We start from the raw sequence: 12,316 nt of genomic DNA, 5'->3' as shown, positions 1-12,316 counted from the left end.
TTGATGCCCGCGCGCATGCCTGTCAAATCAATCGAGAAATTCTGCAGGAACCTTGCCGCCATTGGCCGAAAGTTCGCGCATCGTACGCTTGTGCAGCCACACATTGTCATCGGCCGAACCGGAGTAGTTCTCGCGGCCGAGTTCCTGGGCCAGCGCCTTTCGGTTCTCGTAGCTGGAATCTACCCCGATTAGCTTCATCAGGTCGACGATGCTGGTCCGCCAGTTCAGGCGGTCCGCGCCGGGCATGGAGTCGAGACTGTTCTCGACGTCGACGATCGGCTTGGGTTCGGGCTTGGCCGGGGCCTGACCCGGGACCGTGACAGGCGGCATTGTCTTCTGCTCGCTCTTCTTCTTGCCGAAGATTGCATCCCTGATGCTGCTGAAAATACCCATGTGCGACTCCTGAAAAAACATGGCCTTGCATTGTGCAGGGCCTTTCCGGATCAACTGTCGCGGGGAGTTGGCGTTCCTCGCAGGCTTGTCTCGCGCGCAGGTGCGGCTAGGTAGGCGGGATGCTCGACACCGTCCTCTCGCTCGTCGTCCTTGCTGCCGCCCTGCTGCTGTTCGGGGCCTACATGCTGTGGAAGCGTACCGGGAACGTGAAGAATGCGGCGCTCATGGTGGTGCTGGCGGTGATTGCAGTGGTCAATGTCATGATCTGGACCGTGCCCACCGCTGACGGCGAAGCCCCGCTCGACAAGGTCGAACGGGGCACGCGCTGACGCTGCTTTCCTGCAGGAGGATCAGTCCGGCAGCTGCCAGAGCACCGAGCCGGTATAGCTACCTGCCACCGGCTCGCCCGAGCGACCCCGGGCCGGTTCGAACTTCGCACGCTTCTGGACCAGTACGCAGGTCGCATCGTCCAGTTCGGAGTGCCCGGTCGAACGGATGACCTGGCAGCCCGAGACCTTGCCGGTCGCGGCGATATCGAGCTTGAAGGTCGCCGTTCCGGTCAGGTCGCGGCGCGCCCAGCTGGGTTTGTAGTCGCGGTCACTGAGCCATGCGCCCGGATCGTTGCGCGGTTTCGCGCCTACCGGATCGAAGCCGGTCGGGACGGGTGCCGGCGGGGCAAGCTTCGTCGGGCCCGGTTGAGGGATCGGGACCGGCGGAAGGATCTGGTCCGTCGTCGGGAAAAGCGGTTTTGAATCGCTCAGGCTGATATCGGGCTTGGGCACCGTCAGCGGTGGCGAGGAAGTGACCTCGGGCGTGGTGCGCGTGTCCGGTTCCGGTGGCGGCGGTGCCGGGGGCGGCGGTTCGTCCTTGATATCCCAGGTTTCGATGATCGGCGGCTTCTCGATGATGCCTGCCGTAACGCTCAAGCCTGTTATGACAGCGAAGCCGATTGTGGCCTGGACGCCGATTGCGGCGGCCATGCCGGCGGGCGATGCCTTGCGGTTGTCTGCGTAAGCCATAGGCCTTTCCTCTCCATTGCGACTCTAGAGAGCAATGTTACAACATAACACACAAATTGCAAGCGCGCATGGTCGAGGGCGCGGAAACGCGCGTTGCAACTAGGATTGGGAAGACAATCCCGGGCGCACTTGGGTCGCGCCCGGGCCTGGTCAGGTCACTTGATCGGGCAGGCCGGATCGAGGCGGAAGTCGAGATAATTGTCGACCGACTTCATCAGCTCTTCCTGCTCGTTCTCGAAGAAGTGGTTGGCGCGCGGGATTTCCTCGTGGTGCACGGTGATGTGCTTCTGCGTGCGCAGCTTTTCCACCAGCTTGGTCACTGCGCCCGGCTGGACGACCGTGTCCTGCGCACCGTGGATGAAGATGCCGCTGGCCGGGCAGGGGGCGAGGAAGGAGAAGTCGTACATGCTCGCCGGTGCGCCGATGCTGATCCAGCCACGGATTTCCGGGCGGCGCATGAGCAGCTGCATGCCGATGAGCGAACCGAAGCTGACGCCGGCGATCCAGGTCACCTGCGCTTCGGGGTGGATCTGCTGCACCCAGTCGAGCGCTGCAGCGGCATCGGACAGTTCCCCGATACCGTTGTCGAAGCTGCCCTGGCTGCGGCCGACGCCGCGGAAATTGAAGCGCAGCGTGGCGAAGCCGCGGTTGACGAAGGTCTTGTAGAGACGCTGCGTGATCTGCTCGTTCATCGTGCCGCCGCCCTGCGGATGCGGGTGGAGGATCATCGCCACGGGCGCGCGCGGACGCGGTGCGGGAGAGAAACGGCCTTCGAGGCGGCCTTCGGGGCCGGGAAAGATCACGGTCGGCATGGGGAGGTTTACCCTGTCGGAAATTTTCGGGTCGCGAGGCCTTTTGGGGGCTTGCGCGAGGTTGCGCGCTATATAGGGTTTCGCGTCCAAATCGCAATAATTTCGAGCATCCTCCCATTCCGGAACGCATCTACCTCGATCATGCCGCCACCACGCCCCTGCGCCCCGAAGCGCGGGCGGCGCTGGAAGAAGGCTTTGCGCTCTGGGCCAATCCCAGCAGCCCGCATGCCGAAGGACGCAAGGCGAGGGCGGCGCTGGAGGATGCGCGCGAGCGGGTGAAGCGTGCGCTCGGCTGGGAGGGCGAGGTCATCTTTACCTCCGGCGCCAGCGAGGCGGCAGCGCTGGCGCTGGGCCACGCACAGGCAGGCGCGCGGCTGGTTTCTGCGGTCGAACATGATGCGATCCTCAAGGCTGCGCCCGATGCCGAAAGGCTACCGGTCCGACCCAATGGCGCGCTCGACCTCGAATTGCTGACCGAAGCCGTGCAACGCGAACGCCCGCTGGTGGCAGTGCAGCAGGTCAATTCCGAAACGGGCAACCGGCAGGACCTCGCTGCCGTCGCCGGACTTGTCCACGAGGCCGGCGGATTGCTGCTGGCGGATTGTGCGCAGAGCGCGGGCAAGATGCCGCTGCCGCCCTGCGACTTGGCAATCATCTCGGCTCACAAGTTCGGCGGCCCTATCGGGGTCGGCGCGCTGCTGGTGAGGGATTACGCCATGCTAGAGCCTGCAGGCGGGCAGGAGCGCGGATATCGGCGCGGGACCGAAAACCTGCCCGGTGCGCTGGGCATGGCGGCGGCGCTGGGGGCCTGCGGCGACCCGTATCTCGATCCCGCGATCCTCGCGCCGCTCGACCAGCTCGCACAGGAATGCCGCGATCTCGGAGGGACGTGGTTGTCGGACCGGCTCTCCGACCCGACGCCCTACATCCGCGCCATCGCCATGCCGAAGATGAGCGGCAGCGCGCAGGTCATGCGGTTCGACATGGCGGGCATTTCGGTTTCGCAAGGGTCTGCCTGTTCGAGCGGCACGATGAAGACCAGCCACGTCCTGCAGGCGATGCAAGTCGAACCCGAGATCGCCGACCGCACCATCCGCGCCAGCTTCGGCTGGAACACGACCGCAGAGGAAGTGGAACGCTTCTGCGAGGTCTGGGTAGAACTGGCGAAGGCATGATCTACCTCGACTACCAGGCTACGACCCCGCTTGCCCCCGAAGCGCGCGATGCCATGTTGCGCTGGCTCGACGGTCCGGGCGGCACCGGCTTCGGCAATCCGCATTCCCCGCACCGCATGGGACGGCAGGCGAAAGCCGCCATCGAACTGGCGCGCGAGCAGGTGGCGGCGCTCTTTCCGGCAGGCGGCAAGGTCGTCTTCACCTCCGGCGCGACGGAAGCGATCAATCTCGCCATAAGGGGCAGCGGGAAGGGCGGCACGGTCTCGGTATCCGCCATCGAACACGCCGCAGTGCTCGATACCGCGCAGGACGCGGGCAAGCGCCATGTCCTCAATGTGGCCGCCGACGGCCAGTGCAATACGAAGCAGGACCTTCCTGCCGATACGCGGCTGGTTTGCGTCATGCAGGTGAACAACGAGATCGGCACGATCCAGCCCACGCTCGAATGGCACCGCAAGGCGAAAGCGAGCAACGCGCTCTATTTGTGCGACGCGGTGCAGGCATACGGCAAGATCGAGGTGACCGGCGCGGACATGATCGCGATCAGCGCGCACAAGTTTCACGGCCCCAAGGGCGTCGGCGCCCTGTGGGTGCGCGAAGGGCTGGACCTCGACGAGGTGCAAACGGGCGGCGGACAGGAATTCGGCATCCGGTCGGGCACACTCAGCCCCGCGCTGATCGCGGGCATGGGCGCTGCGGCAGCGGAGGCGAAGGACCGGCTCGAACAGGACCGCGACCATGTCGAAACGCTCTGGAAGCGGGCGCTCGAACTGTTCGAGGGCTGGAAGCTCAACGGCAGCGCGGAGGCGCGCTGGCACGGCAATCTGAACATCCGCCGCGACGGGCTCGACGTGAACCGCCTGATGAGCGACTGCCGCGAGGTCATGTTCTCGGCCGGAAGCGCCTGCGCCAGCGGATCGGGTCGCACGAGCCACGTGCTCGAGGCTATCGGCCTGTCGAAAGCGCAGGCGAAGAGCTCCATCCGGCTGGGCTTCGGCCGCTACACGACGATGGACGAGATCGAGCAGGCTGCGAAGGCGATCAATTCGGCGGCACGGGAGCAGGAATTGTGAAGGTCCGGTTCACCACCTCCGATGGTAGTCACGTGGATGCCGAGGCAGAGCCGGGCGATAACCTCCTGCGCGTGGCGCAGGCTGCAGGCATGCCGCTGGAAGGGACCTGCGAAGGGCAGATGGCCTGTTCGACCTGCCACGTGGTCGTCGATGCCGAATGGTTCGAGCGCCTGCCTGAAGCGAGCGAGGAGGAAGAGGATATGCTCGACCTCGCCGCCGGCGTGCGGCGCACCAGTCGGTTGTCTTGCCAGATCTTGCTCACTGCAGACATAGACGGGTTGTCGGTCGCGATCCCCGCCGAAAGTCATGACATGAGCCGATGAACCGCGGTGTGGACGCCTCTCCTGCGGATCGTCTTGCGCCGCGCACGGGGGCGACCACCGCAGGCGTGCCGCTCGCCTTCAACCGCGAACCCGATCCACGGCTGAGGGACTGGGTATCCCGCTCGATGGTCGCGGTCGCCGAAGGGCCCGCAGACGTGACGCTGGAGGGGTATCTCTGCAACGATGCGTCCTACCTGCGCAGCGCCGTGGACGTGGACTGGATAGCGATGAGCCGGGAAGGGCCGGTACCCGTTCGCGACCGGACCATATTGTGCGGCCAGCACACCCGTTCCTGGAAACTGGAATATCGCGGCGGCATAAAGGTGGCAGGCCTGATGCTGCGGCCAGGCGCGCTGCGATCGCTCTTCGGTCTCGACGAGAAGGCCAATGCCGACTGCATCCGGATGATCGAGGAAACAGGCATTCCCGATGCCGAGGTGACCGGGCTCTATCGCGCGGGCATGGAACCGGCCGACTGGTTGCAAAGCCTGGAGGACTGGTTCGCGGATTTCATCGCCTGCAAGGCCGTTGCCCCGCCCGATCCGCTGGCGCAGGCGATCGAACTGCAGGCCTTCGCCGATCCCAATATTCGCCTCGACGATTTTGCCGAACGGGTCGGGGTTTCACCCAAGCAGGTCCAGCGCGTGGCGCAGCGCGATTTCGGCATGACGCCGAAGCAAGTCTTCCGCCGCGCCCGCATCCTCGACCTTGCGGCGCGGATTTGCGGCGTGGCCGACGAGGAAGAGGAGGAAATCCTTCTGCGGTTCTTCGACCAGGCGCACCAGATCAAGGAATTCCAGACCTTCTTCGGAGTGACGCCCGGTGCCTTCAAGCGCACGCGCTCGAACCTTTTCACGCTCAGCCTCGAAATCCGGCAGGCGCGCCGGCTGGAACTGCTCGAACGGATCGAACCGGGTGCCTTGCGCCCCTGGATGCGCGAGCCGATCCTGCATGCCGTAGCCTGACAGGATCGGCCGGCGAGCCTAGGCGACTGCCGGGGCCGCCTTCCTCAAAGCAGGCGCGCTGCCATAGGTCAGGTAGCGCCAGACCCATTCCATCGGCCCCATCGAATAGGCGCGTAGCCAGATTGGGCTGATGATGAGCTGCGCGATCCAGATCGCGATCACTACGAAGTAGAGCTCGTGCCGCTGCAGCTGGCCGTAATAGCCAAGGCCTACGAAGAAGATCGCACAGACGACCGAATGGGTGAGGTAATTGGTGAACGCCATGCGTCCCACCGCTGCCAGCGCGCGCTGGAAGGCGGGCACGATACCCGACCGGACCACCAGCAATAGCAGGCCGAGATGCCCGGCAGTCATCGCCAATCGTCCGAGATCGTAGGTTATGTGCGCCTGGCTGAAAGCGAGCAGGCTGAAGTTGTCCGCCACGATCATTCGCGTCTCGTAGGCATTCACGCTCAGCCCGATGCCGTAGCCGATCGCCACCATTGCGAGGTAGAAACCGGTCGACTTCTCGAGCGTGAAGACCCCCAGCTTGAACAGCGCCATGCCGATGATCATCATGCTGAAGATGTCGAAGAAATCGCGGTAGAACCACCAGCTTTCAAACCGGACGGTCAGTGCAGCGGTCTGCTTGAGCGCGCTCCAGTATCCCGCCGTTCGCTCGGCGATTAACACGTCGCGCTTCTCCGCAGTGATCGTGTGGTCGGCCAGCGCGCCTTCCCACTCGCCGGCAAGCGCCTTCTGCTCCGCTGTCGGTGTGGCACCCTCGACCTGCGTTGCCACATAGGCATCGTGGCTGCGCATCAGCAGCGAGTTGTCGAGTGCGTTCCAGCCGGCATTGAACAGCAGGCCCGCGACCCCGATCGCCAGCAGGGCGCGCGGGGCGAGCTTGCGGAAGACGAACAGCAGGACGGCGGTGAGGCCGTAGTAATAGAGGATGTCGCCCGACCACAGCAGGATGAAGCCGTTGAGCAGGCCGAAGCCGGTCAGCCACATGTTCCGCCTCAGGTAGATGTCGGCCACGTCGGTGCGTCCCTTTGCTTCCAGCCGCGAGGTGAACAGGATGATCCCTGCCCCGAACAGCATGGAGAATAGCCCGCGCTGCGTACCTTCGAACAGCATCGCGTTCATCACCCACACGCCGAGGTTCGCGCCTTCCGCGCCGCCCGCGTTCAGCGGGTTGTTGTAGGCAGCGGGCAGGCCGAATGCCGTGATATTCATCAGCAGAATGCCGAAAAGCGCCGCCCCGCGAACGAAATCGAGCGCGACGATGCGGTCGTCCGCCTTCGTCGGAAGCATGTCGGGTGTACCGGTTTGCGCACCGGCTAGCGGTGCCCCCTGAGCCGTAGTCGCCATTTTAACCCCTCCCCGGGTTTGAGGACCAGCGACCGCTAGGCAAGGGTCATACAGGCTTTAGGGAGGTGGAGATTGTAGATTTGCGTACCTGCATAGACGCAGCAAAAACCCCGCCGAAATTCACTCCGGCGGGGTAGACTGCCTATTTAAAACAGTATGTTGTTCAGGCGTTCTCGAGTTCGCGCTGCTCGACGCTCTCGCCCAGCATCTCGATCAGTGCCTTGCTGAAGGCCGGGATGTCTTCCGGCTTGCGGCTGGTGATGAGGTTGCCGTCAGTCGCCACTTCCTGATCAACGACGTTAGCACCGGCGTTCGTCAGGTCGGTGCGGATCGAGGGCCATGCGGTAACGGTCTTGCCCTTGATGAGGTCCGCTTCGGCGAGCAGCCACGGCGCGTGGCAGATCGCGGCGATCGGCTTGTTGGTGCTGGCGAACATCTTCACGATGCCGATCGCCTTGTCGTTCATGCGCAGGATGTCGGGATTCATCTGGCCGCCGGGCAGCAGCAGCGCGTCATAGCCTTCGCAGCTGTCGATCTCTTCGACCGTCTTGTCGACACCGACGCTCTCGCCCCAGTCCTTGTTGTCCCAGCCCTTGATCTCGCCTTTTTCGAGGCTGACTACGGTGGTTTCGAAACCGGCGTCTTCGAGGTTGGCCTTGGGCTTCATCAGTTCGGACTGTTCGAAGCCGTCGGTGGCGAGGATCATGATGCGTTTGGTGGCCTGTGCCATGGGGTAACTCCTTGAATTGCTGTTACCCGTACAACGTGTGGGGACAGCGGGCCGTTCCGTGCTGACAGGCGAGCCGTGGCTCTGGTAGGGCGAGTGCCATGGCCATTACCGAGATGGACGATTCAGGCGCCGATCCCTTCGACGCCATCGTCGACGCACCTTTCGATTCCGCGCTGTCAGAGCGCTACCTCGTCTATGCGCTGAGCACGATTACCGCGCGCTCGCTGCCCGATCTGCGTGACGGGTTGAAGCCGGTCCACCGCCGCCTGCTGTGGGCCATGCGCCAGTTGAAGCTCGACCCCTCGAGCGCGTTCAAGAAATCGGCCCGCGTGGTCGGCGACGTAATCGGCAAATACCACCCGCATGGCGATGCCTCGGTCTATGATGCGATGGTCCGCCTCGCGCAGGATTTCGCGCTGCGCTATCCGCTGGTCGAGGGGCAGGGCAACTTCGGCAATATCGACGGCGATAATGCGGCGGCTTACCGCTACACCGAAGCCCGCCTGACCAAGACCGCATTGCGCCTCATGGAAGGCCTCGACGAAGGCACGGTCGATTTCATCCCGACCTATAATGGCGAGGAGCAGGAGCCGGAAATCTTCCCCGGCCTGTTCCCCAATTTACTGGCCAACGGGGCAAGCGGCATCGCGGTCGGTATGGCGACCAACATCCCCTCGCACAACGTCGCCGAGATCGTCGATGCGACGCTGGAAGTGATCGACAACCCGCATGTCGAACACGCGCGGCTGATGGAACTTTTCAAGGGGCCGGACTTCGCCACCGGCGGCGTCGTCCCCGAAAGTGCGGAAACGATTGCCGCTGCCTACGAGACCGGGCGCGGCTCGCTGCGCGTGCGCGGCCGCTTCCATGCCGCCGAAGCCGACAAGGCCGAAGACCGCGAAGCGGGGATCGAACGCCTCGGCGGCGGCCAGTGGCAGCTCGTCATCTCCGAAATTCCCTACCAGGTGCAGAAGGGCAAGCTGATCGAGCAGATCGCCCAGGCGATCGCCGACAAGAAACTTCCCATCCTCGAGGACGTGCGCGACGAGAGCGACGAGCAGATCCGCATCGTCCTCGTCCCGCGCAGCCGCAATGTCGATCCCGAACTGCTGAAGGAGAGCATCTACAAGCTCACCGACATGGAAACGCGCTTCGGCCTCAACCTCAATGTGCTCGACGCTTCGCGTACTCCGATGGTCATGGGGCTGAAGGAGCTGCTGAACAACTGGATCGCCAGCCAGATCGACATCCTCCAGCGTCGCAGCCAGCACCGGCTCGACCAGATCGCGCGGCGGCTGGAACTGGTCGAAGGCTATATAATCGCCTTCCTCAACCTCGACCGCGTGATCGAGATCATCCGCTACGAGGACGATCCCAAGGCGGTGATGATGGAGGAGTTCAAGCTCACCGACCGGCAGGCCGAAGCCATCCTCAACATGCGCCTGCGATCTTTGCGCAAGCTGGAGGAAATGCAGCTGCGGCAGGAAAAGGACGACCTGCTGAAAGAGCAGGACGAACTGGAAAAGCTGCTCGGCAGCCCGGCCCGCCAGCGCACCCGCCTGAAGCGCGATCTCAATTCCCTGCGCAAGGAGTATGGCGAGGACACCGCGCTCGGCCGTCGCCGCACCACGATCGAGGAAGCCGCGCCGGCTGTCGAATTCAGCATGGACGCCATGATCGAGAAGGAGCCGGTGACGGTCATCCTTTCGCAGAAGGGCTGGATCCGCGGGGCCAAGGGCCACCTGCCGCTGGACCAGGAGTTCAAATACAAGGAAGGCGATGCGCCCGCCTTCGTGCTGCACGCCCAGACCACCGACAAACTGCTGCTGGTCGGCGACGATGGCCGCGTATTCACGCTGGGGGCGGACAAGCTGCCGGGCGCGCGCGGCTTCGGCGAACCGGTCCGCAACACGCTCGACATCGAGGCGAGCGCGCAGATCGTGTCGGTCATCGTCCACCGCGAAGGGCAGGAAGTCCTGTTGGCCGCGAGCACGGGCAAGGGCTTTGCCGCCACGACCGACGTCATGCTCGCCGAAACCCGCAAGGGCCGCCAGGTGGTGAATCTGCCGGGCGATGCGAAGCTCAAGGTCGCGCGGCCCATTCCCGCAGGCCACGATCATGTCGCCGTGGTGGGCGACAATCGCAAGCTGGTGGTCTTCCACCTCGAGGAACTGCCGCGCCTCGCCAAGGGGCAGGGCAACAAGCTGCAGGGCTACCGCGACGGCGGCCTCAGCGATGCGACCACTTTCACGCTGGCCGAAGGGCTGAGCTGGGCGATGGGCGGCAAGGGCGACCGGACGCGCACCGAAACCGACATGTGGCAGTGGAAGGTCGCGCGCGGCGGGGCCGGGCGCCTGCCGCCGCAGGGCTTCCCGCGCGACAACCGCTTCACCTGAATCAAAAGAGGCCGGGAACGCGGCTGCGCACCCGGCCTCATGCGACCCTGAAGAACTCAGGGAACCGGTGTCGGCTTATTCGCCTGCGCTACCGGCAGCCGAAGCGGCCTGGGCCATCGCGGCATCGATCTGCGCGTTGGTCAGGCGGGCCATCAGGCCGTGGTCGGTGGCGTCGAAGTATTCGCGCAGCAGCGTGACCTTGTTGGTTTCGTCACCGCCGCGGGCGAGGACGATGTTGTCACCGTCGATTTCGAGCACGGTGCCGAGCGGTGCGTGCTTGGCGTCCATGGCTTCGGCGCCGACGACGAGGGCGGCGTCACGCTTGGCAGCGGCTTCGGCGAGCTGTGCGTCGATCATGCCGTCGAGCTGGACCTTGGTGACCGTGATGGTCGGGCCGGTTTCGCCCTGACCGTACATTTCCACGCCCAGCGGAACCTTGTGCTTGCCGGTGTCGAGCACGGCCTGACCGTTTTCGACCGAGACGATGGTGCCGACGGCATTGCCTTCGGGACCGGTAACGGTAGCGCCGGCAACGACCTGTTCGTTGGCAAGGGCAGGGGTGGCGGCAAGGACGGCAGCAGCGGCAGCCAGCTTGACGAATTTCATGAATGTACTCCTAGACTTGTTCAAACTAATCGACCCCTCGGCGCGAAGCGGCGCGCTGCGGATCGACGAAAAATGTGAGCGGCGGCGGACGAAAGCCCAGCACGTGAATGCCGCATGCCCCCTCAAGAAGCGGGGCGTTCTATGACAAAATGGCTGCCATTGGGCAACCGCTAGCCCGGTTTTTATGCTGCAGTGCAGCTTAAGCTGGGCTGAAGGGCTTGTCGGGCAAGCGCAAGCGGTCAGGCAAAAGGGCTGTTGCGCTGCACCCTTTCCAACGGGTCAGCGGGCGGCCAGTTCCTCGTCGAGCAACTGCATGACGCGCTCGCGGGGCGGGAATTGTTCCGCAATCCAGCGGGCCTCGACCGCTCGCAGGATACGCGCGACATCGGGTCCGGCACTGACTCCGCGCTGGACGATTTCGCCGCCCTTGAGCGGAAGCTCGGGAACCTCCCAACCATCCAGTTCGCGCGTCGTTTGGCCTGCGATCAGCAGCCGGTCGCGCGCGCCTTCCACGCCCTCGGCATAGGCGAGCGCGCGCGGTGCGCCGGCGTCGGTGTCCCTGCGTTCCGCCGCGCAGACGAGGCGGGCCCGCTGGGCGCGCGAGAGGCGCAGGCGGGCCGATACGGCCTCGGCAACGGAAGGGATGGGGGGCAGCAGGGCCGCAAGACGGCGGACGGGATCGCCCGGCGTGCCGGTTGCAGCCTCGTGTGCGACAAGCGCAACGAAGACCGCCTGCTCGCGCTCGCGCGCCTCGGGCAGGATGACAGCAAGCACGCCGAGCTGCGCCATCAGCGCTACCGCGCCGCGCGGGTCGGGCAGGGAGAAAATGCCCAGCAGTTCCATCGCCACGCGTTCGCGGCTCAGGCCCTTCAGCGTGTGCGCCAGTTCCTGGCAGGCCGCGACCGCTTCCGCGTTCGGCTCGTCTCCGAAGCGCGCCTGGAAGCGGAAATACCTGAGGATACGCAGGTGATCCTCGCGAATTCGTTCGTGCGGGTCCCCTATGAAGCGGACGTGGCGCACATCGAGATCGGCAAGTCCGCCGAAATAATCGCTGATCTCCAGCGTTTCGGGATGTGCGTAGAGCGCGTTGATCGTGAAATCACGGCGCGCTGCATCTTCCTGCCACTCGGTAGCAAAGGCCACGGTTGCCCGGCGGCCATCGGTTGACACGTCGTGGCGCAAGGTGGTGATCTCGACCGGCCCGCCTTTCAGGATCGCCGTTACCGTGCCGTGATCGATGCCCGTAGGCACCGTGCGGATGCCCGCTTCCTTGCAACGGTCGATCACCGCGTGCGGCAGCAGCGGTGTCGCAAGGTCGATGTCGTGGATGTCCTTGCCGAGCAGCGTGTCGCGCACCGCGCCGCCGACATAACGCGCGTTGTCGGGCCCCAGCGCGGCCACGAGGGCGGCGAGGTCCTTGCGCTTGGTCCAGGCGGCTTGCGGCAGGCGGTTCATGTGCGTGCCTTTAGAG

General features: G+C 64.7%; 13 protein-coding genes. 6 read left to right on the top strand and 7 right to left on the bottom strand.

Translation table 11 applies throughout. The features are described from left to right. Window positions 1-27: 27 nt before the first annotated feature. Complete coding sequence (locus GRI42_RS07925) at window positions 28-393, bottom strand: DUF3597 domain-containing protein (protein WP_160607831.1); 366 nt, start codon at window positions 391-393, stop codon at window positions 28-30. Window positions 394-512: 119 nt separating this feature from the next. Between GRI42_RS07925 and GRI42_RS07920 the strand changes: the two genes are divergently transcribed. Further along, the gene (locus GRI42_RS07920) at window positions 513-722 is read left to right on the top strand and encodes a hypothetical protein (protein WP_160607829.1); all 210 of its coding nucleotides are present in this window, start codon (window positions 513-515) and stop codon (window positions 720-722) included. A 21-nt stretch (window positions 723-743) separates the two neighbouring features. Here GRI42_RS07920 and GRI42_RS07915 read toward each other — a convergent pair whose 3' ends face one another. Then, the gene (locus tag GRI42_RS07915; RefSeq protein WP_160607827.1) at window positions 744-1,412 is read right to left on the bottom strand and encodes an energy transducer TonB; all 669 of its coding nucleotides are present in this window, start codon (window positions 1,410-1,412) and stop codon (window positions 744-746) included. Between the two features lie 155 nt (window positions 1,413-1,567). Next, a complete protein-coding gene (locus GRI42_RS07910) occupies window positions 1,568-2,224 on the bottom strand; it encodes an alpha/beta hydrolase (protein WP_160607825.1) in 657 nt (218 codons plus the stop codon). A gap of 116 nt (window positions 2,225-2,340) precedes the next feature. Between GRI42_RS07910 and GRI42_RS07905 the strand changes: the two genes are divergently transcribed. From GRI42_RS07905 to GRI42_RS07890, 4 genes are read left to right on the top strand one after another with little or no spacing between them, the layout of a single operon-like run. Beyond that, window positions 2,341-3,399, top strand: a complete 1,059-nt coding sequence (locus GRI42_RS07905; RefSeq protein WP_160609140.1) for a cysteine desulfurase family protein — start codon at window positions 2,341-2,343, stop codon at window positions 3,397-3,399. Beyond that, window positions 3,396-4,472: a cysteine desulfurase family protein gene (locus tag GRI42_RS07900; protein WP_160607823.1), complete on the top strand. Its 1,077-nt coding sequence runs from the start codon at window positions 3,396-3,398 to the stop codon at window positions 4,470-4,472. The genes GRI42_RS07905 and GRI42_RS07900 overlap by 4 nt, the downstream gene beginning before the upstream one ends. Then, entirely contained in the window at window positions 4,469-4,795 is a 327-nt protein-coding gene (locus GRI42_RS07895) for a 2Fe-2S iron-sulfur cluster-binding protein (protein WP_160607821.1), read from the top strand. Before GRI42_RS07900 ends, GRI42_RS07895 begins: the two co-directional genes overlap by 4 nt. Then, window positions 4,792-5,760, top strand: coding sequence for a helix-turn-helix domain-containing protein (locus tag GRI42_RS07890; protein WP_160607819.1), 969 nt, complete (start codon window positions 4,792-4,794; stop codon window positions 5,758-5,760). Before GRI42_RS07895 ends, GRI42_RS07890 begins: the two co-directional genes overlap by 4 nt. A gap of 18 nt (window positions 5,761-5,778) precedes the next feature. On the opposite strand, the gene GRI42_RS07885 is transcribed toward GRI42_RS07890, so the two are convergent. Together GRI42_RS07885 and GRI42_RS07880 are read right to left on the bottom strand one after the other, a co-directional pair. Continuing rightward, entirely contained in the window at window positions 5,779-7,113 is a 1,335-nt protein-coding gene (locus GRI42_RS07885) for a DUF418 domain-containing protein (protein ID WP_160607817.1), read from the bottom strand. A 163-nt stretch (window positions 7,114-7,276) separates the two neighbouring features. Next, entirely contained in the window at window positions 7,277-7,843 is a 567-nt protein-coding gene (locus GRI42_RS07880) for a type 1 glutamine amidotransferase domain-containing protein (protein WP_160607815.1), read from the bottom strand. Between the two features lie 98 nt (window positions 7,844-7,941). Between GRI42_RS07880 and parC the strand changes: the two genes are divergently transcribed. Then, the gene (gene parC, locus GRI42_RS07875) at window positions 7,942-10,239 is read left to right on the top strand and encodes a DNA topoisomerase IV subunit A (protein ID WP_160607813.1); all 2,298 of its coding nucleotides are present in this window, start codon (window positions 7,942-7,944) and stop codon (window positions 10,237-10,239) included. A gap of 75 nt (window positions 10,240-10,314) precedes the next feature. Here parC and GRI42_RS07870 read toward each other — a convergent pair whose 3' ends face one another. Next, window positions 10,315-10,845 carry a hypothetical protein gene (locus tag GRI42_RS07870; RefSeq protein WP_160607811.1) on the bottom strand — a complete coding sequence of 177 codons (531 nt, stop codon included), beginning with the start codon at window positions 10,843-10,845 and terminating at the stop codon, window positions 10,315-10,317. A 279-nt stretch (window positions 10,846-11,124) separates the two neighbouring features. Continuing rightward, window positions 11,125-12,300 carry a CCA tRNA nucleotidyltransferase gene (locus GRI42_RS07865; RefSeq protein ID WP_160607809.1) on the bottom strand — a complete coding sequence of 392 codons (1,176 nt, stop codon included), beginning with the start codon at window positions 12,298-12,300 and terminating at the stop codon, window positions 11,125-11,127. Window positions 12,301-12,316 lie beyond the last annotated feature (16 nt).

Source organism: Qipengyuania gaetbuli, assembly GCF_009827315.1.
Lineage (GTDB): Bacteria > Pseudomonadota > Alphaproteobacteria > Sphingomonadales > Sphingomonadaceae > Qipengyuania > Qipengyuania gaetbuli.
The sequence above is the reverse complement of the archived record's forward strand: the minus strand, read 5'-3'. Positions and strand labels throughout refer to the sequence as shown.

What these genes read in the sequence shown, in the direction of transcription:
- GRI42_RS07925 (WP_160607831.1), bottom strand. Translation starts at nt 393, where the DNA reads ATGGGTATTTTCAGCAGCATCAGGGATGCAATCTTCGGCAAGAAGAAG.
- GRI42_RS07920 (WP_160607829.1), top strand. Translation starts at nt 513, where the DNA reads ATGCTCGACACCGTCCTCTCGCTCGTCGTCCTTGCTGCCGCCCTGCTG.
- GRI42_RS07915 (WP_160607827.1), bottom strand. Translation starts at nt 1,412, where the DNA reads ATGGCTTACGCAGACAACCGCAAGGCATCGCCCGCCGGCATGGCCGCC.
- GRI42_RS07910 (WP_160607825.1), bottom strand. Translation starts at nt 2,224, where the DNA reads ATGCCGACCGTGATCTTTCCCGGCCCCGAAGGCCGCCTCGAAGGCCGT.
- GRI42_RS07900 (WP_160607823.1), top strand. Translation starts at nt 3,396, where the DNA reads ATGATCTACCTCGACTACCAGGCTACGACCCCGCTTGCCCCCGAAGCG.
- GRI42_RS07890 (WP_160607819.1), top strand. Translation starts at nt 4,792, where the DNA reads ATGAACCGCGGTGTGGACGCCTCTCCTGCGGATCGTCTTGCGCCGCGC.
- GRI42_RS07885 (WP_160607817.1), bottom strand. Translation starts at nt 7,113, where the DNA reads ATGGCGACTACGGCTCAGGGGGCACCGCTAGCCGGTGCGCAAACCGGT.
- GRI42_RS07880 (WP_160607815.1), bottom strand. Translation starts at nt 7,843, where the DNA reads ATGGCACAGGCCACCAAACGCATCATGATCCTCGCCACCGACGGCTTC.
- parC (WP_160607813.1), top strand. Translation starts at nt 7,942, where the DNA reads ATGGCCATTACCGAGATGGACGATTCAGGCGCCGATCCCTTCGACGCC.
- GRI42_RS07870 (WP_160607811.1), bottom strand. Translation starts at nt 10,845, where the DNA reads ATGAAATTCGTCAAGCTGGCTGCCGCTGCTGCCGTCCTTGCCGCCACC.
- GRI42_RS07865 (WP_160607809.1), bottom strand. Translation starts at nt 12,300, where the DNA reads ATGAACCGCCTGCCGCAAGCCGCCTGGACCAAGCGCAAGGACCTCGCC.